Consider the following 22,488-nt stretch of genomic DNA (forward strand, 5'->3'; position numbering starts at 1 on the left):
CTATTTTCATCACGTACTGTTTAGTATAAGTTACAATCATTGTATGGCTACTATTTAAGGACAAATCAAGTGCTAAAATTTTTAGAGTCTCTATGGTCAAATTAACACCATAAGTATTTGATCAATTGTAAAGGTTAAAGGATTATATGATGCAAAAACATTTGATAGTTTATTCAAAGGGTTCCAGGGTATTACATTGGCTGATTGCCTTCGTTGTGATAGGGATGCTTGCGGTAAGTTTTTTTCTTGATGATTTTCCTGAGCAATATGTGGATTTAGCCTTTACCTTACACAAGTCGCTAGGCATCACCGTATTTTTCTTAATGCTTGTCCGCGTTGTGTGGATTAGTATTGCAGGTAGGCCGGAGTTGCCTTATGACACCCCTAAGTGGGAGCATTTTCTTTCTCGCTTTGTACAATATTCTTTTTATATATTGCTCATTGTAATGCCTTTATCTGGGTGGGTAATGTCGGTTGCAGCGAATGAAATACCTTATTATTTTGGTTTGTTTCATTTTTCTTTACCGGGTATAGAACCGGACAAAAATCTGGCTGCTTTTATGAATAAGACACATAAAACAATCGCATGGATTATTATCGGCTTACTCGTTCTGCACGTTGCCGGGGCAATAAAACATCATTTTATTAATAAAGATGATGTTTTAAGGCGCATGTTACCTTGAATCCTGTTGTTCAAGTGATACGGAACAGGGATGCCCTTCAATGAGGATCTCATTAGGGTGTTCAAAAAAAACACTAATGACAACCAGATAACGATCATTTCCCAGGGGGCTATAATCGATTAGCTCCCCAATTTCCATTTTTCCTGATATATCGAAGATTTTTTTGCCTGAGGATAATTTTTCCCTGGTTTCAATAGTAACCACTTGCAAGTCATGCTTAAGTTTGGCTCTATAATGTGTACGGGCTATAATTTCTTGCCCTTTATAACAACCTTTTTCAAAATTAAGATAACCGGACAAATGTAAATTAAGACGATGAGGCAGAAATAATCCTCTGGTTTCAGGATAAATTTGGACATTTTTCCGTTGGACCCGTTGGTGATGCCAGGCAAGCGCTCCTTTAAATTGGTGATTATTAATAAAAGGGGGAGTTAACTGATCCGTTGGCTGTTTCTTATTTAAAATAATAAAGAAGTTGTGATCCAGCCGGTAACAACAACTTTCGTTATTACAAGTTAATCCTAATGGTTCTGTTGGTAAAGGCAGATTATAGGGCAGTAAATCGTTTGTATTCCCCAAATAAAATCCATACAGTTGATAGTTTCTATCAGGTTCAGGTTTTACTCGTGATAACATGGCAGTTTTAGCAAGAGAAGCTTGTGTATCTGCCAATAAATCGCAAGGTAAAACAAGCCGCAAACCATGCCAGTCAATGACATCTGTCAAAGCGAGAATTCGGCCTTTCAGATTACACATGGCCCCTTGCCTTATGGTTTTACTGGTAACCTGACGAATGTCACAACTTAACTGACCTTGCAAAAATTCGGCGGCATGCTCCCCTTCAATTCGCAGTGAAGAAAGAAAAGATAAATCGAATAAATAATTTTTGTCTTCTTCCCAAAGGAGTTCTTCAGAAAGCGGTAAATGGGTAGTAAGTGGTCTGCTGTTAATGCAATATTGAGAAAAGTTCATATAATCTCATTTAATCTAATCATGATTGTTTTGCAGTTTAGTGTACCATTATTCACCGGGCAACGGATATGCGCTGATTCGTTTACTTACGCTATAAACTGCGCTACGATGCGCAAAAATGAAGACTTCCAAATTAGCAATGGTATTTAATAATGATGAAAAAGCAAAACTCAAATGGCATTGCCGCCGAGGCATGCTGGAGCTTGACCTGATACTTACTCGTTTTGCTGACAATAACCTAAATAATATGAATGAAGCCCAACTTACTGTTTTCAGTAAATTGCTTGCTTGTACAGATCCTGAGTTATTTAGCTGGTTGATGAGCTATGAGAAACCTGCGGATAAGGAGTTAGCAGATTTTGTTGAATTTATCAGACTGCACGATAAACTTCGGTAAGTCATCGCATTATGCCAGATTGGCTCTGGTAATTTATACCTGTGCTTTATTATTAGTATTTTATTCAGCTTTTAGTTTGCTTTTAAAAATAATGATTATGAGCCTTCTGTTATTGCAGTCAGGTCGTGTCATTTATAATCCAATACCTCATCCTGATTATTTAACACTAATTTATAAAACAAATGAATGGATTCTGTATGATAAAAGAAATCAGAGCGTTTCATATAATAAAATGCGTATTATTATTGACACAGGTTTTTTCTTCCTTCTTGAGTTAAAAAACGAAAGAAGCCATAAAATTCTCGTTATTTTTTCTGATCAATTAACAACTAGTGTTTACCGCCTGTTAAATATAATAGAAAAAATTACTTAATGGATCTGCTTGTCGGATTGTTTACTTTGGCTTATTGTCAAATTGTTTACTCTTATTTTCCAGGACGCTATAAAAATTAACGTTTAAAAAATTTTATCTTGATTTTAATTATGGATGGGGGGCTTACAGTAAAAAGCTGTTAGAATAGCATCATGATAAAGTTTATATCCTACTTATATGCTTGAAAGTGACCGTTTAATCAGTGCTCACTCAACTACTTCAGAAGACGCATTTGATCGCGCCATTCGCCCTTTATGTCTTGATGATTATATTGGCCAGGATGCTGTTCGCGAGCAAATGCGTATCTTTATTGATGCAGCCAGAAACCGTCAGGATGCGCTCGATCATGTGCTTATTTTTGGTCCACCGGGCCTTGGTAAAACAACTTTAGCCAATATCATTGCTCACGAAATGGGGGTTAATTTAAGGCAGACTTCGGGTCCTGTGCTGGAACGGGCAGGAGATATTGCAGCGATTCTAACCAATCTCCAGGCAAATGATGTTTTATTTATCGATGAAATTCATAGACTCAGTCCCGTTATTGAAGAAATTCTTTATCCAGCCATGGAAGACTATAAGCTGGATATTATGATAGGAGAAGGGCCTGCGGCGCGTTCTATTAAATTGGAATTACCGCCATTTACCTTAATTGGCGCAACAACACGGGCGGGTCTGCTTACTTCACCTCTTCGTGACCGTTTCGGTATTATTCAACGTTTGGAATTTTATTCTGTTGCCGCGTTAACTCATATAGTATCGCGTTCTGCCAGATTGCTGGGTGTCATGGCAGAAGAAAAAGGAACGCAGGAGATCGCGATGCGTTCTCGAGGAACCCCCCGAATTGCTAATCGATTATTAAGACGGGTACGTGATTATGCGGAAATAAAAGGTAAAGGAGTGATTAGTCTGGAAATGGCAAGGTTGGCCCTGGAAATGCTCGATATTGATGATCAGGGTTTTGATACGATGGACAGAAAGTTAATGCTTGCAGTCATTGAGCGTTTTGCTGGAGGCCCTGTAGGTGTAGACAGTATCGCCGCTGCTATCGGCGAAGAAAAAGGAACAATTGAGGATGTTCTGGAGCCTTATTTAATTCAACAGGGTTTTTTAATGCGGACTCCAAGAGGACGTATCGCTTCCGAGTTGGCTTATCATCATTTTGGTTTGATAATGACAGAAGAAAATTAATGTGATGGATGAAGCTGATTCGCGGGTTTATATATAATGGTGTCAATTTAAAAGAATACCGCGGGACGTCGGTAATAAAGAATTGTTCTTAAGTTGATAAGATATGCAAGCCCTCTTTGCGGGCTTTTGGCGTTAAAGGCTCCTTAATTACCTGTTTCCATGAAGACTTACAAAAAATAGGTAGTGTTTTATTTGCGCAAATTAGGCATAATCAGCATAATAGGTTGTTTTGTGACATGCGTTAAAAAATGTAGGGTTGAGAACAAGACACATGCCCATTGAATTATTTTAAGTTGTTGATCAGGAGAAAAAACGTGGTTAACCATGCGAGTGTATTAGGTTACTTTATGCAAGCCGGGCTGGTAGTAAAGACCGTAATGATGCTTCTGCTTATCGCATCAGTAGTTTCATGGACACTTATTTTACAAAGAGCCTGGTATTTTAATCGAAAAAAACAGCAATGCGAAGCGTTTTCCAGACGTTTCTGGAATAGCAGTGATCTGAGTAAGCTCTATGCAGATATTGATAGTCATGTTGATGATAAGCAAGGTTTAGCTGCTATTTTTCATGCGGGGTTTAAAGAATATATTCGGTCACGAAAATTGGGTAATGTGGTTCTTGAGCCGATTCAACGTGTCATGCAAATAATGCATGCCAAAGAAGCGATACAATTGGAACATCATCTTCCTTTTTTTGCTTCAGTGGGGTCCATTGCTCCTTATGTCGGACTTTTTGGCACAGTGTGGGGTATTATGACATCGTTTCAGGCACTTGGTCAGGCACAACAAGCCACTATTTCCATGGTTGCTCCGGGGATATCAGAAGCATTGGTGGCAACCGCTTTGGGTTTATTTACTGCTATTCCTGCTGTGATTGCTTATAACCGCTATAGTACTCGGGCCAATACGTTGCTTGAACAATATGATTTATTTCAGGATGAGTTAGTGGCTCTTATTGAACAGCAAACAGCCGAGTCAATCAGAGGATAATTCGATGTTAAGAAAGAAAAAAATAACGTCTCGTCCTATTGCTGAAATTAATGTAGTACCTTATATCGATGTCATGTTGGTGCTACTCGTTATCTTTATGATTACAGCGCCCATGTTGACACAGGGTGTTACGGTTGATTTACCTAAAGCAGCAAGTGAATCATTAAAAACCGCTGATAGAGAGCCTGTTATCGTTTCTGTTAATCAGCAAGGGGATTATTTTCTCAATATTCATAGTGATCCAGGTAACCCTATTACGGCGCAAGCTCTTAAAATTCGCGTAGCCGCTGAATTGGAGCTGGCGCGTCAATCCAAACAGGTACTGAATGTGCTGGTTAAAGGCGATCAAGGCGTTCCTTACGGTAAAGTGGTTATTGCAATGAGCTTGCTAAAACAAGCTGGCGCAGAGCAAGTGGGTTTGCTCACTGACTCTTCGAATGTATTACAGGAGAGTCGCGGATGATTGCTGATCCAAGTTATCGCAAATCTTTTTTTCTTGCTGTTTTTTTTCATGTGCTGCTTGCTATAGTGTTAATTGTTGATACAACCAGCAATCAGCGTCCTGTGTTAACATTAGAGGCAAAAAACGAACCGGCTCGTGCATTACCTGTTGAGCAAACCCGGCAACCCAAAGACGAGATTGTTAAAGCAGTCAGTATTGATAATCAGGAAGTGATGGAGACAGTCAATCGTTTAAAGCAGGAGAGAGTTCAACAACTAAAAGCAGAACAGGCGAGACAACAAGCTCTGGCTAAACAGGCAGAAATGGCCCGTAAAGCACGAATACAGGAACAGCAACGTCTGGCAAAATTAAAAGAAGAGGCTGAAAAATTAGCTATTGCAAGAAAAAAACAGATTGAAGAAGAAAAGCAGCGTTTAAAGCAATTGGCAGAGCAGAAAGCACAGGAAGCAAAGCGCCTTGAAGAATTAAAAAATAAACAACAGCAATTGCAAAAAGCACAACAGGAAGAGGCTGAAAAACTTGCCCAGTTAAAGCAAAAACACATTGAACAACAGGCTAAGGAAGAGCAATTAAAAGAAAAAGCTAAACAGGAAGAATTGGTCCGTGCCGAAAAATTAAAAGCAGAATTGGCAGAAAAACAACGCCAGGCTGCGGCTCAACAAGCAGCTAATGAAGCCGCCAAAAAGGCCCATATTGCGGGTGAGGTTAATAAGTACAAGGCATTAATTGTTAATGCGATAAGTCGTCAATGGATTCTACCGGATAATGTAGACAGTCATTTGTCAAGTCAGTTTAGAATTCGTCTGGCACCTGATGGCGCTGTGCTGGAAGTGAGCTTGATGCGCAGTAGTGGTGATGCCATTTTAGATCGCTCTGCTCAGACGGCTATTTATAAAGCATCGCCGCTACCCGTTCCGGTTGATCCTGAAACGTTTAATTTGTTTCGCGATATCAGTTTAACAGTACGTCCAGAAAATGTTAGGGGATAAAGGTGTTAAGTAAACGTTTGATAATAGCGCTTTTTTTAGTGTTTCCATGGGCTCTTTTTGCTGTGGATCTCGAATTAACTCAAGGTATTAATTCGACTTTACCTATTGCTATCGACTCATTTGGATCCGATGAAACAGGGCAACAGATAGCAGGGATAATAAAAAGTGATTTAAGTTTTTCAGGACAATTTAATATTATTTCTGCGCCACAAAATGGAGCAGTGACAGTCAGTACATGGCGCTCTGCCGGTGCTGACAGTGTGTTGTCCGGTCGGGTAAGTCGAACGGGTTATAATCGTTATGAGGTTAGTTTTGAGTTGGTAGATGCAGTTGCTCAGAGTCGGGTACTGTTATCTAAAAGCTACCAGGTGAATGCCAATGAAATCCGTGCCCTGGCTCATCATATTAGTGATGAAGTTTATCAAAAACTTACTGGGGAGCGAGGTGTTTTCTCCACTCGTATCGCGTACATTTTAGTACAGCGTAATGGCGAAAAAGCAAAGTATTTTCTTGAGGTTGCTGATGTGGATGGCCATAATCCTCAGAGTTTATTAGTATCATCGGAGCCTATTATGTCGCCCGCCTGGTCTCCTGATGGCCGCCAGATTGCTTATGTATCTTTTGAAAAAAAGAAAGCACAAATATTTACTGTTTCCGTGGAAAACGGAAAGCGTCGTTTATTAACTGACTTCGCAGGGATCAATGGTGCACCCGCCTGGTCAACAGATGGCCGTGAGATGGCTGTCGTTCTCTCCAAAGGAGGCTCTCCTAAAATTTATAGTGTCGATTTAAGCAGTGGCAACATGAAGCAACTAACATTCGGAGACGCCATTGATACAGAACCTCGTTACTCACCGGATGGACGTTCCTTATTATTTACGTCTGGCCGAGGTGGTGCGCCGCAAATCTATCGCTTAACGCTTGCAGACGGTAACGTAACCCGCATGACTTATGACGGCAATTATAATGCGCGCGCTTCTTATACACCGGATCAAAAGCACATCGTTATGTTACATCGTGAGGATAAAAATTTTAATATTGGCGTGCAGGATGTCGACAGTGGTCCGGTGACACAACTCACTTTCTCGACATTTGATGAGTCTCCTTCTGTTTCACCTAATGGGCGGTTGATTTTATATGCGACTCATTATAATGATCAGGGTGTACTCGCAGTGGTTTCCATCGATGGACGGGTGAAAATACGTTTACCGGCCAGAGAAGGTGATGTTCAGGAGCCGGCCTGGTCGCCTTATCTTGGTTAATCCTCAATGAGAAAATTACTATTGGTCCTGTTTTTAGCAACGAATTCTGCTTATTGCTGGAATGCCTTGGGCCATCGCTTGGTGGTTCAAATCGCTTATCATCATCTGACCAGACAGGCCAAACAACAATATAATCATTACAATCATGCTCTGGATACCAGATACAGACCCCAAAGTTTAGTTAATGCTGCGGTTTGGCTTGATACTTTGCATGCGCCGGATGAAGTGTGGTTGCAGCCAAAACACTATATTAATTTACCTTTTTCTCTGGATGGCAGTCGATTAATTCCACCGAATAAAATCAATGCGGTAAGTGCTATTGAAGAAGCAAAAACGGTTCTTGGTAATAAATCGGCAACTGATTTCGAAAAAGGATTTAATTTGAGAATTTTATTACATGTCGTTGCTGATATTCATCAGCCTTTACATGCCGCCAGCCAGTATAGTCGGGCTTATCCCAAAGGTGATAAAGGAGGTAATCTTTTTTATTTACAGACCAATCCAGTAGCTACTAACTTACATGCTTACTGGGATAAAGGAGGAGGGTTTTTAAGCACAAAAAAATCTTACTCTAAAAGTCAATTAAACAGAAAGGCGAGTCAAATTGAAAAACACTGGCCTTGTCATGTTGCTGCAATTAATCTTGACCCTAAAAAATGGGCCAATGAATCCCATAAAATTGCTGTAAAGAATGCTTATCAGATAAAGAGCCGTCAAAAACCTGACAAGAATTATCAGAAAATGACTAAATTAATAACCGAACAACGAATCGCCCTTGCGGGATGCCGACTGGCTTCGCTGTTAAATAAGATAGCTTCACTATAACATAAATAGTTTTCAGCCCTAAACAACGTTGAATTATCAGATTTATATTTTTAGCCTGGGAAAAAACTTAAGAAACAGATAAACTGGTTATAGACGATTTAAGATAAAAACCAAATGATAGACAAAAAACTATTTATTGGACTTATGTCCGGGACAAGCATGGATGGCATTGATGCGGTACTTGTTGATTTGTCAACTCATGCTTTTATTGCGGGACATATGCGTCCTTATAGTACCGATGTAAAATCCTGTTTGAATGCAGTACTTTCTGGAGAGTTAACTGATTTAAAAGCATTTAGTCAATTAAATACTCTTTTAGGACGAGAGTTTGCTAAAGCAGCGCTTGAACTTATGGCCAAAGCCAACGTATCCTCAACGGCCATAAAAGCGATTGGAAGTCATGGTCAAACCCTGTGTCATGATGCTACTGCCGATATTCCCTACACGGTACAACTGGCTTGTGCTCACACCATTGCAGAATTGACAGGGGTTACCGTTGTCGCGGATTTCAGAACTCGAGACTTAATTGTGGGAGGACAGGGTGCGCCATTTGCCCCTCTCTATCACCAGGCTCTTTTTAAAGGACAAGAGTATCCTTTGGCTGTTATTAATATTGGAGGGATAGCCAATATATCGTATTTGTCTAATGAATTTACTGTAAGAGGCTATGATTTGGGGCCAGGAAACTGTTTAATGGATGCCTGGATTCATTACCAATTGGATCAAGATTATGATAAAAACGGTGCATGGGCTGCTTCTGGCAAAGTTATTAAACCCTTATTGGAAAAATTATTGACCGACCCTTATTTCAACCAAAAACCCCCTAAAAGCATAGGAAAAGAATATTTTTCCCTGGAATGGCTGGCAACGCATTTATCCCCGGCCTATGCGCCTGTCGATGTACAGGCAACTTTATTAATGCTAACAGCCAGTGTAATTGTCCAGGAACTAAAGAAAGAAACCAAAAGACCGGTTCGAGCTTTGTTTTGTGGTGGAGGAGTCCATAATAGAGCGTTACTTGACTTGCTTGCCGCACTTCTGCCCGAAGTTCAAATAACCAGTACACAGGCTTTGGGTATTGATCCTGATTATGTAGAGGCAATGATGTTAGCATGGTTGGCAGAAAAGACTCTCACTAATACGTCATTGGATTTAAAGCCAATCACTGGTGCAAAACATGCTACAATATTAGGTGCAATCTACCCGGCAGGCATTGACAAAGGAAATTGGCTTAGGGTGTAATGTACATTTTTAATATAAGTTAAGATATACCGTTGAATATTCATCCTGAAAACTACCCACAGCCCAATAAATTAAGTGCTTATTTAATTTTTTTGTTATCAGCAACTTTTTATTTGTATGAGTTTGTTCTGCAGGTAGCCCCTGCTGTCATGGCGGAATCCATGATGAAAAGTTTTCAGGTTAATGCCGCCGGTTTTGGTATCGTTTCAGCCTTTTATTTTTATGCTTATGCGCCAATGCAACTGCCCGCAGGCTTATTATTTGATCGTTATGGTCCACGTAAATTAATGACCTCCGCTTTGATTTTATGTGCAATCGGTTCTTTCTTTTTTGCTTCAACAGATAGTTTGTATACGGCTGCTTTAGGGCGTTTTCTTATTGGTATTGCCTCCGCTTTTTCTTTTATTGGTGTTTTAGTTCTGGTTTCACGCTGGTTTCCGCCGCAACAATTTGCTTTGTTGGCGGGTATTGCTCAATCGATGAGTTCAATAGGTGCCATGTTTGGTGAAATGCCGCTGGCTGCTTTGATTGAACGGGTAGGGTGGCGTAATGCCAGTTTTATATTAGCACTTATCGGCTTAGGTCTGGCAGCTCTCATCTGGTCTGTTATACGGGATTATCCTCATCAGCCAATACAAAGTGCGCCTAAACGTTCGTTTAAGGATGAATGGCATCGACTTTTAAGCGTCTGGCGCCATTCTTATACCTGGGTGATTAGTAGTTATTCCTTTGCAATATGGACACCTATTGCGGTTTTTGCTGCGTTATGGGGAGTCCCTTATCTACAGCAAAAATACCAGATTAATGTCCTCACCGCTTCTGGTTTGTGCAGTATGATTTGGTTAGGAATAGGGTTGGGCAGTCCTTTACTAGGCTGGATTAGCGATCGATGCTGTAGTCGGCGGCTCGCTTTGGCAGTTAGTGCGATGTTTGGCTTAATCGCAACATTAGTTTTATTGTATCTACCTGATTTACCTTTAAATGGGGCCTACTTTGTTCTTTTTCTGCTTGGTTTTGGCGCAGGCGGCCAAACAGTCAGCTTTGCAGTAGTGAAGGATAATAATCCCCCGGAACTTGTGGGAACCGCTTCAGGGTTTAATAATCTTTCAGTCCTTTTAGGCGGAGCAATTTTCCAGCCTGTGGTGGGTATCCTGTTAAATAACAGCAAAGGGTGGTCGGTTGTAAACGACCTCCCGATTTATACAATGCAAAGTTATAATAAAGCATTATTTATCATGCCCTTGTGTTATTTGGCAAGTTTGATAGTGGCGTTGTTTTTACTGAAGGAATCCCACCCGGGACACTACGCCGATCCCCATTAATTTTCAATTTTTGTCGCTATTTCTGAACAAATCCGGTTTGCATTCTTATGTTCTTCCATGATAGCGGAATCTTTCAATGTATTGTTTTTGATCAACAATGTAATGGTTTAGATGCTATACTAAATAAACAACGAAAAGGATAACTCTAACGATAAGGAATTGAATCATGGCGAAAAAATCGGATTACACTTTTGAACAGGAAACTAAAACTCAGGTAAATGACGCACTGCATCGTGGAAAAGCAAAAATTGCGGATAGCGTGGAGGATGTAAAAAAGAAAGCAGACCATGCTTATCAACAAGTCAAGAACTCAGCGAGTGAAGTGTATGCAGAGGGTAAAAAAAAGGTTCATGATGCACAGGATTATATAGAAGAACACACGGACGCCTTTGTAAAAACAGTTAAAGAAAAACCGTTAACTTCATTACTGGTTGCGGGAGGAATAGGTTTTCTTCTTGCTGCTTTGTTAAAAAAATAAGAGAGCTATGGGCTGTTTAATTAGCAGGAAGTCCTTCCTATGAAACTGATAGAAGAATTAGAAGGTTTTTTCTCAAGCCGAATAGCAATTATTAAAGACTTTTACGTTCTGGCAAAGCTTGAGGCTAGTCTTGCTGGGCAAAGTATTTACCCTCTGATTCTTTATTTGAGTGTATTAATGCCTCTTATTTGTGCGATATGGTTAACGTTAATGTTGACATTAGGGGTTGTGCTGTTTCCTTTTTTGGAAAGTATGGTATTAATTCTTTTAATTGTATTATCCCTGAATGTCTGTTTTTTAATTGTAATCATTCAAAAAATAAAAAAGCTTCTTAAAGAAATAAGTTTCAGCCGCACCCGATCCTGTTTAACATCAATGCCATTAAAGGATAATCATGACATCCAGAAAAGAGCTTCTAACTCTGATTGAAAAAACAGAGAGGAATTTGCAAAAGAATAGAATCCAGTTGCTCCAGCATCGAGATTATTTTTCCCAGCTTACAAAAAATAATGGGCTGATTTTAAGTTTGGTGTTAATTCCGGCACTAGCATTAGGCTGGCAACTTGGTAAAAAGAAAATCAACATCAAAAAACTATCCCCTTTGGCGAGAATGTTTTTTATTCCTGTAATGAGAAACATCCATAAATTTTATCTATCAAAATATCTGTAATCTATTATTTTTCATATAATTCAAACCTATTAAAACTCACGTTCTACCGATTCGAAAAATTTCCTCCCCAACTAAATGACTAATAATTGATCTTTCTGTCGCTCATGAGTATAATCAAACAAATTTTTTAACTAACGTTCTATTATGTTTAAACAAAATAACAGTAATTCTACTCAATTCAGCCCCTCTATAAATATTCCTAACGTACATCAAGCACTAACTAATAGTGATCAACAATTAAACGTTATGAAAATTAACTCTACTGATTCAGATAATCATATGGAATCAAGGTTACTGGAATTGCAAACTGCCTATGCTAATTTGCAGCAAGAAGTCGCTAGTTTGCAACAGAGCAAGGAAGAATTAGCGAAAGAATTAAAGAAAACACAAAGTGAAAAGGCTGATCTAAAGCATACTCTACAAACGTTGAATTTAAAGCTGCAACAGCAGGAAGAGGAAAACTCACGTCAGGAAGAGAAATTTACAATGCTGGAGCAGGAGTATCGACAATCAATAGACAGGTTACAAAAAAAAACCAAAGCAACGGAAGATGCATTGGATGAATCGACTACGAAATTACGCAATGCTCAGGGAAAAAAGCAACCAGAAAATCGAGAAGCAATAAATAAACAGCAAAAGCAGGCTGAATCTAAATTGGCTCAGGAAAAGACTCGTAATGCCAATTTACTTAAAGAATACACCGATTTGCAAAAGCATAAAAATGCCTCAGAGAAACATTTCAGGTTGAAATTACGTGAGAAAGAAGGAGAACTTCAAAATCAAAAAGAAGAAGCTGCTCATTTAAAGGAAGAAGTCGCTCGCTTATCTGAGCAGTTGCAAATGCTTAAGTCAACGTTCCAACAGCAATCGGATACTCAAAAACGTCCTATGGATATTCTTCAGACGCTCCCTCTAAAGAAAAGAGCAAAGCAAGGAATAAGAGAAGACCACGAAGCGCTTAAAACCAGTAGTTCAGCTAATCAGGCCACAGGGCAATTAACCAATACAACGCCAGATTTATCTGCTGCAAACGTATCCGAGAAAGAAGTATATCAACAAAAAATTGCCAGCTTGCAAGAACAGCTCCAGAATGAGCAACAAAACAGGGAAGAAGAATTGCAAATGATTCAATCAAATCTCCAACAGTCTCTGGTTACGGGACAAACGATTGCCAGATTAGAGGAACAGCTTCAAGCTCAATCTAATAAGGAACAGGACTATAAACAAACAATAGAAATATTACGTCAAGAAAACTTGCAATTCCACGAGAAAATTCAAGATATGGCTCAAGCATATCGGCAAGAAGTTGGCAGGCTACAGGAACAGTTTCAGGTTCAATCTTATTCACAAGGACAACTATTTAATTTGATATTACAACAAAACAAGCAAGATCTGGATCAGAAGTACCATCAAGAGGTTGTCAAACTACAGGAACAGCTTCAAGATCAATCTAATAAGGAACAGGACTATAAACAAACAATAGAAACATTACGTCAGGAAATCTCGCAATTACGCGAGAAAATTCAAGATATGGCTCAAGCGTGTCAGCAAGAAGTTAACAAGTTTCGGGTTCAATCTGATTCAAAATTACAACGATCTAATACGATGTTACAACAAAAGGATCAAACAATAACCGGATTAATGTACACACAATTGCAATTGTCCCAGCAAAATCAAGCTTATCAGCAAGAATTACAACAATATAAGTCATGTCTTCAACAGCAAGAAAATAAATTGCAATCTCAATTTCATCTCTTACAAGCCAAAGAACAAGAAATTGTTAACCTGAAAAAGCAATGTTATGAAGCTACGGAAGACAGAGAGAGCTTGTTGAGAGAGATACAACAACAAAATGCACTTAAAACTATTTCTCAAAGATCCTCAATTAGTTCTTCCAAGGAGTCCTCCAATAAATCCAGTCGTTCAAAACGATCTTCCAGCAATCAGGCTATTCCGACATTCAATCATTTCAATAACAATGAACAATCATTATTACAGGCAACAAACAATTCAGGGACGGTATTATTTCCGCCTGTACCTGGGAGTGTTGCTAATAATCCTGTGTCTTTCTGGTCAAATCAAAATGTCGCAACAAGTTCACAGGCTCCCCAGGAAGGACCTAATCAGAAAGGCAAGAAACTCAGAAGATTTTTATCCCCTGAACCCGCCTCTGAACCAGGAATTGGCAGACACCAGGCCCCTAATAATACAATGGGATTTATTAACAATTGAACTAAATTGAGTACAGGTCTTATCAAATACTACATCCCAACCGTTGGTTTCTCACAGTCTTTGAAATATAGTTGAATACCCATTCTATCGAGTGGGTATAAAGAAAAAATAATTAACTATAGTGTTTTTAATGAGAACTCCACATGTGTTACAGACCAGGATGGTTATTTGTTTTATTGGTTTTGATAAGCTGCAAAACATTTGCGGATTTAAATAACAATTTCTGTACACCAGACAACCTTTTGACAATTATTAATCGACCTACTGTTGCAGATAGTCCTTGTGCCGTTTCTGAAGGAAGAATGCTTTTGGAATCAGGGTATCAATATCAGCATTCACTCTATCAAGGACACTTACAAAATTTTCCTGCCAGCGAGCTTCGGTTAGGAGTTCCTGTGGATAGTGAATTTTACGTTCTATTACCTGAGTATGTGACCCAATCTGATCCTTCTTACTCCGGTTTTGGCCCTGTGTCGCTGGGGGCAAAACACGAAATGGCTTATACTCGGCAATGGATTGTTACACTGGACGGTCTAATTACGCCTCCTTCTGGCAGTAAAGCATTTGGGAGTAAAGGGGTTGGCGGATTCCTGGCGGGAATTTTCAGTTATAATCTTGGGAAGACAGTAAGTTTCACCGCTATGTTAAGTGTGAGCACAGCAACCTTATCCAGCCTGGTTGGTGGACAACGTTTTACAAGTGTTAATCCAGATGCTTTTTTTACCTGGTCTCCCAAGAGTACTCTGCAAATCTATGCGGAAGTTTATGGACAGAGTAAAACTGGACCTGGAATGGGAAGTGGCTTTAATATGAGTCTCGGATTAATTTATCTTGTTGCAAAAAATATCACCTGGGATATAGAGGCAAACCAACGTCTTAGAGGTGTTTTGGGAGGCTTTGAAAATTATGTCGCTACCGGATTAGTGATTCAATTTTAGTGGGTGATAAAGCGTTAGAGATCCATTTTAGTTATTTCACGAATCATTTGGTATACTATAAATAATTTAAATATTCCACGTCTACTATTACAAGTTAATAGCTGCTTATGATTGATTTACATTGCCACAGTAATTGCTCCGATGGAAAATTGAGTCCCGCAGATCTATTGGACAAGGCGCTTGCGTCAGGTGTTCAAATTTTGGCCTTGACAGATCATGACACAACAGATGGTCTGACTCCCTTGCGCAAGGCGGCCCATACTCAAGCCATTAAAATAGTGAATGGAATTGAATTGAGTACAAGCTGGAAAAAATATGATATTCATGTTGTAGGACTCGGTATTGATCCTGATAATACTGTGATCCAGACATTGATCAAACAACAAAACGAAAGCCGGATTACTCGCGCGCTTCAGATTGCTGAGAAAATGAAAGCGTGTAAAGTGGATGACGCTTACGCGAAGGCTTGTAAAATCGCTGGTCATAATCGAATAGGCAGACCGCATTTTGCCCAAGTGTTTATTGAAGAAGGGGTAGTAGCTGATGCGGCCACGGCATTTAAACGGTTTTTAGGTCGGGGGAAACCTGCTTATGTACCCACGCCCTGGCTTACTATTCAGGAAGCGGTTGCAGGAATAGTCGAGGCAGGAGGGCAGGCCGTCCTTGCTCACCCATTGAAATACGCTTTAACACGAACCAAATTACAAGAGCTAATCAGTGAATTTAAAAGAGCAGGTGGTGTGGGTATGGAAGTGGTTTCAGGTGAAATGACGGTAACTCAGGTCAATGATATGGCAGGTCTTTGTTTACGTTATGACTTGCTTGCCTCGACAGGCTCAGATTACCATGGAGATAATGTATCGCGTGTCTCTCTGGGAAAACAGCGACCACTACCGTTAAACTGCACACCAATTTGGTATCAATGGACTATTTAACAGGGGACTTTAATGAGTCAGTTTTTTGCAATTCATCCTGACAATCCACAAGCACGATTACTTAGACAAGCTGCGGCAATTATTGAAGAAGGTGGTTTGTTAGTGTATCCCACGGATTCTGGTTACGCGCTAGGTTGTAGATTGGGTAATAAAGCCGCTTTAGAGCGAATCAGGCGTTTGCGTCATTTGGATAAACATCATAACATGACCCTCGTTTGTCGTGATTTATCTCAATTAGGCACTTACGCAAAAGTTTCCAATGCAATTTTTCGTTTATTAAAGGCATTTACACCCGGTTCATATACCTTTATTTTAAATGCAACGCACGAAGTACCTCGATTAATGCTACATCCAAAGCGTAAAACATTAGGTTTGCGAGTGCCGGAAAATAATATCACCCTGTCCTTACTTGATTGTCTGGAAGCCCCTCTAATGAGTACAACGCTTATTTTACCAGGCGCAACAGCCCCATTAGGAGAACCTGAGGCCATCAAGGATTTACTGGGTAATCAAATTGATTTAATTATTGATGGAGGTAGTTGTGGTTATCAGCCTACGACAGTAGTTGATTTGACTGGTGATTATCCAGTTATAGTTCGAGAGGGAAAAGGAGACCCGGCACCGTTCAGATAACAGGATTATTTATTATTATTTTAGAGTGAAGGATTTTGATGTCAGCTTTATTTAGTGCTAATAAACGAGTTGTGTCAGGTATGCGCGCCAGTGGTCGTTTACACTTGGGGCATTATCATGGTGTACTTAAAAACTGGATTCAATTACAGCACCAATATGATTGTTATTTTTTTGTTGCTGATTGGCATGGTTTAACCACCCGTTATGATGAACCCGGGTTTATCGAAACTATTTTGTGGGATATGGTCATTGATTGGCTTGCCTGTGGTATTAATCCCAGTTTATCAAAAATTTTTATTCAGTCCTGGGTGCCGGAGCATGCTGAATTACATCTTTTACTTTCCATGATTACTCCGTTAGGCTGGCTTGAACGTGTGCCTACTTATAAGGATCAGCAGGAAAAATTGCATGATAAAGATCTGGCTACCTATGGATTTTTAGGCTATCCGCTTTTGCAAAGCGCCGATGTACTCTTATACAATGCGGATTATGTACCTGTGGGTGAAGATCAGGTTCCTCATATTGAATTAACACGTGAAATAGCTCGACGGTTTAATTTTATATATGGCCGAGAGCCTAATTTTGAAGTGTTGGCATTAGATGCCATTAAAAAAATGGGTAAAAAAAATGGTCAACTTTATAATCAACTTAGAACAAAATTTCAACAAGATGGGTGTCACGAGTCGTTGAATACAGCACGGGCTTTATTGACTAACCAGCATAATTTATCCATTGGGGATAAAGAGCGTTTGTTGGGCTATCTTGATGGCTCTGGAAAAATAATTTTATCAGAGCCGCAACCTTTGTTAACTGAAACAGCAAAAATGCCAGGGATTGACGGCCACAAAATGTCGAAATCTTATAATAATACAATAAGTTTACGAGAAGAGCCGGCTCAGGTTGAAAAGAAAATTCTCACGATGCCAACCGATCCCGCCCGGGTTAAACGCACGGATCCGGGTGAACCAGAGAAGTGTCCCGTGTGGCAATTTCACAAAATTTATTCATCAGAGGAAGTAAAAGATTGGGTGCAAACCGGCTGTCGCACAGCCGGTATTGGATGTATTGATTGTAAGCGACCTGTAATTCATGCTATCAATCAGGAATTGCAACCTATTCAAGCGGCAATCAAAGACTATGAAGCCGATCCTGGTTCAGTAAAACGCATTGTCGCTGAAGGTTCTGAAGAAGCGAGGGAAGAAGCGAGTAAAACCTTAGGCATAGTGCGTGAAGTGATGGGGCTTGATTATTAATGGACGCAGGTTTACCAGAGTCATCGCCTGCTGTATTAGCTATTGTTGCTGGTAAGCCATTTACAGAAATACCTTCTGATCTGTTTATTCCCCCGGATGCGTTGGAGGTTTTGCTGGATTCTTTTTCCGGACCGCTTGATTTATTGCTTTATCTTATTCGCCGTCAGAATATTGATATTCTGGATATTCCCATAGCGCTTATTACCCGACAATACATGCAATATATCCAGCTGATGGAGGAGCGACGCCTGGAGCTGGCGGCAGAATATCTGGTCATGGCAGCCGTACTCGCGGAAATAAAATCCCGTTTACTATTGCCGCCAGATTCTACTCAACAAGAGGAAATTGAAGCAGATCCTCGTCTTGAACTAGTCCGCAAATTACAGGTGTATGAGCAATTTAAGCAAGCAGCTATAGAACTGGATGCTTTACCACGTTGTGAACGTGATATATTTCGGTTTTCTATTCGTAGTGAGGTGTTTGAATGTGCAGTTGTTCATCCGCATGTTGAACTATCGTTACTGACAGATGTTATGCAGGAGCTGATAAAACGTCAAAGTCATTTGATCTGTCATCAAATTGCGCGAGAACCTTTATCAGTCAGAGAGCGTATGACTATCGTACTTGATCGACTACATGGAGAAAAGAGTGTATCATTTAATCAACTATTTGACCGCGAAGAGGGACGAATGGGATTAGTAGTAACCTTATTGGCTATTTTGGAATTAGCAAGACAATCGCTATTGATTATTGTTCAAACAGCTACTTTTTCACCCATTCATCTACAGACCGCGTCATGAGCGAACTCAAATTAATCCTTGAAGCGTTATTAATGAATGCAGTTGAGCCGCTTTCTCTCGAACAGTTACACGCTTTGTTTGATGAATGGCAAAAACCTGTTCGAGAAGAATTACAACTTGCTTTAACGGAGCTGGCAGCTGATTATGAGAATAGGGCAATTGAACTAAAATACCTGGCTGGTGGTTATTGTTTCCAGACCAAAATAAACTATAGTCCCTGGATTAGTCGGCTATATGCGGAAAAACCCGTCAAATATTCTCGTGCGCTGCTGGAGACGCTGGCAATTATTGCTTATCGCCAGCCTGTAACTCGTGCCGATATTGAAGATATTCGTGGTGTGAGCGTCAGCAGCTCCCTATTAAAAACATTGATGGAACGAGAATGGATAAAAACAGCAGGGCACCGTGATGTACCCGGAAAACCGGCAGTTTATGTCACCACTAAAACATTTCTGGATTATTTTAATTTAACAAGTCTTAGTGATTTACCAGCTTTACCTGTTATAAGTGATTCCTTGATAGAAACTATTGAACAACCATTAGAGTCTGTTGACATTTCATTAGTTTGAGCCAAAACAGGTTGATTTTCGAGCATCAAAACGCAAGTATGCAAGTATCGGAGCACAGAAAATCAGCCTGTTTTGGCCAAGATAGTAGAAAGGTCAACAGACCCTGGAAGAAGAGTGTATTAATAATGAGTAATGAACGTTTACAAAAACTATTAAGTCAAGCCGGGTTAGGCTCCAGACGAGAAATAGAGCGCTGGATTGAGCAAGGCTTAATACAGGTTAATGGTAAGGTAGCCCAATTAGGTGATGTGGCAGGGGCGGAAGATAAAATCAGTGTTAAAGGACGTTTGATAACGAACCCGCTGAAAATGAGGACAAAAACAAGGGTATTAATTTATCACAAACCAATCGGTGAAATATCAAGTCGTAGTGATCCTCAACACAGTAAAACCGTATTTGATAAATTACCTTATTTAAAACAAGGGCGATGGGTACAGGTTGGGCGTTTGGATATTAATACGTCCGGTCTTTTAATTTTTACCAATGATGGCGAATTGGCCAATCGTTTAATGCATCCTAAATTTGGGTTGGAAAGAGAATATGCTGTACGTGTTCGTGGTCAGGTTAGTCCTGATTCGATTAACGCGATGCTCAAAGGGGTAGATCTGGAAGACGGAAAAGCACAGTTCAAACGCATTGAATTTAAAGGCGGCGAAGGCTCCAATGCCTGGTATCATGTCGTGCTGACTGAAGGACGAAATCGCGAAGTACGGCGTTTATGGCAATCGCAAGGTGTGGAAGTAAGCCGACTTATTCGCATTCGTTACGGTCGATTAACAATGCCGCGCTCTCTTGCCAGAGGTCATTTCAAGGAGTTATCAGAGAAAGAAGTGAATACTTTTTTATCTTCGTTAAATAAACCTGATCTTTAACGTACTTCAAATAGGTCGATCTACTGTGACAAGGTGAAAGAGGCTCTGGCTGACACGCGCCCACTGTATCTCATAAACAGAGTCGCAAACATTAGGTCAGGTGGTCTTCTCAAGGAAAGGGTAAGAGGGGGTGTTAGAGTAATTTATTATGTAACGCCCGCCTCACAAATTAGGCTATTACTTATTTATAGAGATGATCTGACCGCAGATCAAAAGATGTGCTAGCTGCATTAGCAAGTTAAAATAGTAAATGTTCACGGAGTATGTAATTAAGAAGTATATAACGTCAATGTCTTTCCGCGCAGGCGACAAATTAGACATGGTGCTAATTTTATGAATTGATTCCCGCCTGTGCGCGGGAAAGACAAGTCATGGAACAAAGTCTGGAAGAGAAAAATTTGCATATCCCGTGAACGCTTACCGAAAGGGTTATAAAGCAAATTTCGTACCATCTTGAAAAGCCCCTCCTATAGATAACTTATTAACAATAGCTTCCATTTGCTTAATCGCATCATCTTCATCATCATGGTCGAGCAGAGATTTTAAAAGTCCTTGCTGTTGCTGTACTCTGATAAATTGGCCCATTAAGGTAGCGTCATCCAACGCCAGGTCGGCTATTTCTAATTGTTCATTGGCAGGTAATTCCTGGATGAAGGCAAGTAAATCTTTTTTCCTTTGTGCCAACAATTGCAATCCAGCTTGTGATATCAGCTTATCACTCTTGAGGATATTAAAAATTAATTTTACACTGTCAGGTTGTTTTAAAATCTTCTCACAGTCTTGTTTGTCAAGCAGCCTTAATAGTGGATTATTCGCTTCATCAGCAAGGCATATACTGAGTTCATTATACAGCGGGCTGTTTTTTTTAATCTGTCTTAATATAGAAGGGAGTGAAAGGATGTCGGGCAGTGATATTCCTTCTTGTAATTTATCGATAATGATGTTGAGTATCTTAAGTGTATTGAACGTTTTCTCTTTAGGCTCTTCAGGAGTGAATAAACCAAAATAAGATTTTTTGTCATTGTATTTTTTGTCATTATAATGTTGTGTTACACGTTTAAACGTTTGTAAAACATGTAGATGTAAGAGTCGGTTTTTCTCAGCTGTTTTATTTTCCAAGGTATGAACAAATCGATTCAGTATAGCAGTAACATCGTCTTCATTAATTTCTTGATAAGCATCAGGCTGAGGACCATCTTGCTCTAACGCTTCCTTGTCCTTTAACAGTTTAATTAATACATTTAAAAAGCTTTTATCCGATTGATACGCTTTATAATAAAAAAAACAACATTGTTCCAAACGGTCTATTTTATCTCTTTTCTTTAACCCATCAATGTTCTTTAAAAGGCTAGTGCCCAAGAGATAATAGTCTTGAGGACCTAATAAAGTTGAATTTTGCAAATGATGCTTATAATAAGCTCTTGCTTCTTGTCCTTCATCGTTTATTAACAATACCCGGAATTGGAGATGATGAACCTTCTCAGAGTCTGTCTCGGCATGTTCAATAAATAAATTAATTAATTTTTCGTTGGTTGGATCTTCAGGAGACTTGTCTAATCGTTGAATCAGTACTTTGTAGAATAGATACTGTAATAGATCGAGTTGAGCGAAATATTGGGTGCATAGTTCGCTTAGCTGATGGATCTTATTGTCGTGCCAATAGATCAAAAACAAAGAAGCCACGGCATCATCAGAATCGGCTTGAGCCATTCTTTTAAGATTATCCACTATGCCGTCCAATTTTCCCGCTTTTTTATATGTATATGCGCGCCAATAATATTTGGCAGCAGTTCTTAAATCAACAGGACAACCGAATCCAGACTCATATAATCTCCCTCTCTCATAGAGTGCCCTAGAATGACGAGGGTTTAGCACAATGAATTGGTCAAGTAGTGTAACTGCCTTGGGATAATCCTTTCTTTTTCCATAAATATATATCTTGATTAGTGCCTTCATTGCATTCCAATTGCCTAAAGAGGCAGCTTCCTCCAGAGTACCAATTCCCTTAGCACGTTGCTCTTGAAGCAGATAAATCATCCCTTCTATAAATAAAAGCTGAGAGTAGTTTGGATGGTCAGATTCAATGGTTTTAATATGATCCAATATCAGCTTAAAGTCCTCATCCTTGAGCTTATGGAAAAAGGAGTAAAGCTTGTTTTGGTTAACTGTTAAAGCCCAATCAATTACTTCAGAAGCATTGTAATTGTAAATAGTCATAGAGTTTATCGTTAAAATTAAAAGCAATAATTTAACATAAAAATCAAAAATGTAAATAAAAAACACAATGGGTTTAAAAATTAACTTATGTGAGCTTAATAGTAGTATCAGATAGTCAATGGAATTCACGCTCTAATATTCTCTTGTTTAATTGGGGCTTCTGTCGGTGTGTGATAAAATCGCCGC

General features: G+C 39.6%; 23 protein-coding genes. 21 read left to right on the top strand and 2 right to left on the bottom strand.

Annotation, left to right across the window (positions count from 1 at the left end):
* Positions 1-146: 146 nt before the first annotated feature.
* The gene (locus tag T345_RS0101970; protein WP_028387864.1) at positions 147-683 is read left to right on the top strand and encodes a cytochrome b; all 537 of its coding nucleotides are present in this window, start codon (positions 147-149) and stop codon (positions 681-683) included.
* On the opposite strand, the gene ygfZ is transcribed toward T345_RS0101970, so the two are convergent.
* On the bottom strand, positions 675-1,655 hold the full coding sequence (gene ygfZ / locus T345_RS0101975; protein WP_028387865.1) for a CAF17-like 4Fe-4S cluster assembly/insertion protein YgfZ: 981 nt from the start codon (positions 1,653-1,655) through the stop codon (positions 675-677). The genes T345_RS0101970 and ygfZ overlap by 9 nt on opposite strands.
* A 118-nt stretch (positions 1,656-1,773) precedes the next feature.
* Here ygfZ and T345_RS0101980 point away from each other — a divergent pair, with 118 nt between their 5' ends.
* From T345_RS0101980 to rluB, 20 genes are all read left to right on the top strand, one after another.
* Positions 1,774-2,052 (top strand): FAD assembly factor SdhE, encoded by a 279-nt coding sequence (locus tag T345_RS0101980; RefSeq protein ID WP_242604556.1) that lies wholly within the window; start codon positions 1,774-1,776, stop codon positions 2,050-2,052.
* 97 nt (positions 2,053-2,149) lie between these two features.
* The gene (locus tag T345_RS0101985) at positions 2,150-2,425 is read left to right on the top strand and encodes a hypothetical protein (RefSeq protein ID WP_131777710.1); all 276 of its coding nucleotides are present in this window, start codon (positions 2,150-2,152) and stop codon (positions 2,423-2,425) included.
* Positions 2,426-2,602: 177 nt separating this feature from the next.
* The gene (gene ruvB / locus T345_RS0101990) at positions 2,603-3,613 is read left to right on the top strand and encodes a Holliday junction branch migration DNA helicase RuvB (RefSeq protein ID WP_028387868.1); all 1,011 of its coding nucleotides are present in this window, start codon (positions 2,603-2,605) and stop codon (positions 3,611-3,613) included.
* Positions 3,614-3,927: 314 nt separating this feature from the next.
* Complete coding sequence (gene tolQ, locus T345_RS0101995) at positions 3,928-4,602, top strand: protein TolQ (protein ID WP_028387869.1); 675 nt, start codon at positions 3,928-3,930, stop codon at positions 4,600-4,602.
* Positions 4,603-4,606: 4 nt separating this feature from the next.
* Complete coding sequence (gene tolR, locus T345_RS0102000) at positions 4,607-5,065, top strand: protein TolR (protein ID WP_028387870.1); 459 nt, start codon at positions 4,607-4,609, stop codon at positions 5,063-5,065.
* Positions 5,062-6,054: a cell envelope integrity protein TolA gene (gene tolA / locus T345_RS0102005; RefSeq protein ID WP_028387871.1), complete on the top strand. Its 993-nt coding sequence runs from the start codon at positions 5,062-5,064 to the stop codon at positions 6,052-6,054. The genes tolR and tolA overlap by 4 nt, the downstream gene beginning before the upstream one ends.
* 17 nt (positions 6,055-6,071) lie before the next feature.
* Positions 6,072-7,316 carry a Tol-Pal system beta propeller repeat protein TolB gene (gene tolB / locus T345_RS0102010; RefSeq protein WP_131777711.1) on the top strand — a complete coding sequence of 415 codons (1,245 nt, stop codon included), beginning with the start codon at positions 6,072-6,074 and terminating at the stop codon, positions 7,314-7,316.
* A 6-nt stretch (positions 7,317-7,322) separates the two neighbouring features.
* A complete protein-coding gene (locus T345_RS0102015; RefSeq protein WP_028387873.1) occupies positions 7,323-8,141 on the top strand; it encodes a S1/P1 nuclease in 819 nt (272 codons plus the stop codon).
* A 114-nt stretch (positions 8,142-8,255) separates the two neighbouring features.
* On the top strand, positions 8,256-9,383 hold the full coding sequence (locus tag T345_RS0102020; RefSeq protein ID WP_035917972.1) for an anhydro-N-acetylmuramic acid kinase: 1,128 nt from the start codon (positions 8,256-8,258) through the stop codon (positions 9,381-9,383).
* A 32-nt stretch (positions 9,384-9,415) separates the two neighbouring features.
* A complete protein-coding gene (locus T345_RS0102025; protein WP_423202082.1) occupies positions 9,416-10,705 on the top strand; it encodes an MFS transporter in 1,290 nt (429 codons plus the stop codon).
* A 166-nt stretch (positions 10,706-10,871) separates the two neighbouring features.
* On the top strand, positions 10,872-11,183 hold the full coding sequence (locus T345_RS0102030) for an ElaB/YgaM/YqjD family protein (protein ID WP_242604555.1): 312 nt from the start codon (positions 10,872-10,874) through the stop codon (positions 11,181-11,183).
* Positions 11,184-11,222: 39 nt separating this feature from the next.
* Positions 11,223-11,612: a hypothetical protein gene (locus T345_RS0102035; RefSeq protein WP_028387877.1), complete on the top strand. Its 390-nt coding sequence runs from the start codon at positions 11,223-11,225 to the stop codon at positions 11,610-11,612.
* 385 nt (positions 11,613-11,997) lie between these two features.
* Entirely contained in the window at positions 11,998-14,085 is a 2,088-nt protein-coding gene (locus T345_RS0102045) for a coiled-coil domain-containing protein (RefSeq protein ID WP_028387879.1), read from the top strand.
* A 143-nt stretch (positions 14,086-14,228) separates the two neighbouring features.
* Positions 14,229-15,023 (top strand): hypothetical protein, encoded by a 795-nt coding sequence (locus tag T345_RS13300; RefSeq protein WP_051555086.1) that lies wholly within the window; start codon positions 14,229-14,231, stop codon positions 15,021-15,023.
* A gap of 107 nt (positions 15,024-15,130) precedes the next feature.
* On the top strand, positions 15,131-15,958 hold the full coding sequence (locus T345_RS0102055) for a PHP domain-containing protein (RefSeq protein WP_028387880.1): 828 nt from the start codon (positions 15,131-15,133) through the stop codon (positions 15,956-15,958).
* Positions 15,959-15,970: 12 nt separating this feature from the next.
* The gene (locus T345_RS0102060) at positions 15,971-16,591 is read left to right on the top strand and encodes an L-threonylcarbamoyladenylate synthase (RefSeq protein WP_028387881.1); all 621 of its coding nucleotides are present in this window, start codon (positions 15,971-15,973) and stop codon (positions 16,589-16,591) included.
* 38 nt (positions 16,592-16,629) lie between these two features.
* Complete coding sequence (locus tag T345_RS0102065; RefSeq protein ID WP_028387882.1) at positions 16,630-17,844, top strand: tryptophan--tRNA ligase; 1,215 nt, start codon at positions 16,630-16,632, stop codon at positions 17,842-17,844.
* A complete protein-coding gene (locus T345_RS0102070; RefSeq protein ID WP_028387883.1) occupies positions 17,844-18,644 on the top strand; it encodes a segregation and condensation protein A in 801 nt (266 codons plus the stop codon). Before T345_RS0102065 ends, T345_RS0102070 begins: the two co-directional genes overlap by 1 nt.
* On the top strand, positions 18,641-19,213 hold the full coding sequence (scpB, locus tag T345_RS0102075) for an SMC-Scp complex subunit ScpB (protein WP_028387884.1): 573 nt from the start codon (positions 18,641-18,643) through the stop codon (positions 19,211-19,213). The genes T345_RS0102070 and scpB overlap by 4 nt, the downstream gene beginning before the upstream one ends.
* Positions 19,214-19,338: 125 nt before the next feature.
* Entirely contained in the window at positions 19,339-20,085 is a 747-nt protein-coding gene (gene rluB, locus T345_RS0102080) for a 23S rRNA pseudouridine(2605) synthase RluB (RefSeq protein ID WP_028387885.1), read from the top strand.
* 429 nt (positions 20,086-20,514) lie between these two features.
* Here rluB and T345_RS0102085 read toward each other — a convergent pair whose 3' ends face one another.
* Positions 20,515-22,302 (bottom strand): hypothetical protein, encoded by a 1,788-nt coding sequence (locus tag T345_RS0102085; protein ID WP_131777708.1) that lies wholly within the window; start codon positions 22,300-22,302, stop codon positions 20,515-20,517.
* Positions 22,303-22,488: the final 186 nt, after the last annotated feature.

The organism is Legionella fairfieldensis ATCC 49588 (genome assembly GCF_000621525.1).
GTDB lineage: Bacteria > Pseudomonadota > Gammaproteobacteria > Legionellales > Legionellaceae > Tatlockia > Tatlockia fairfieldensis.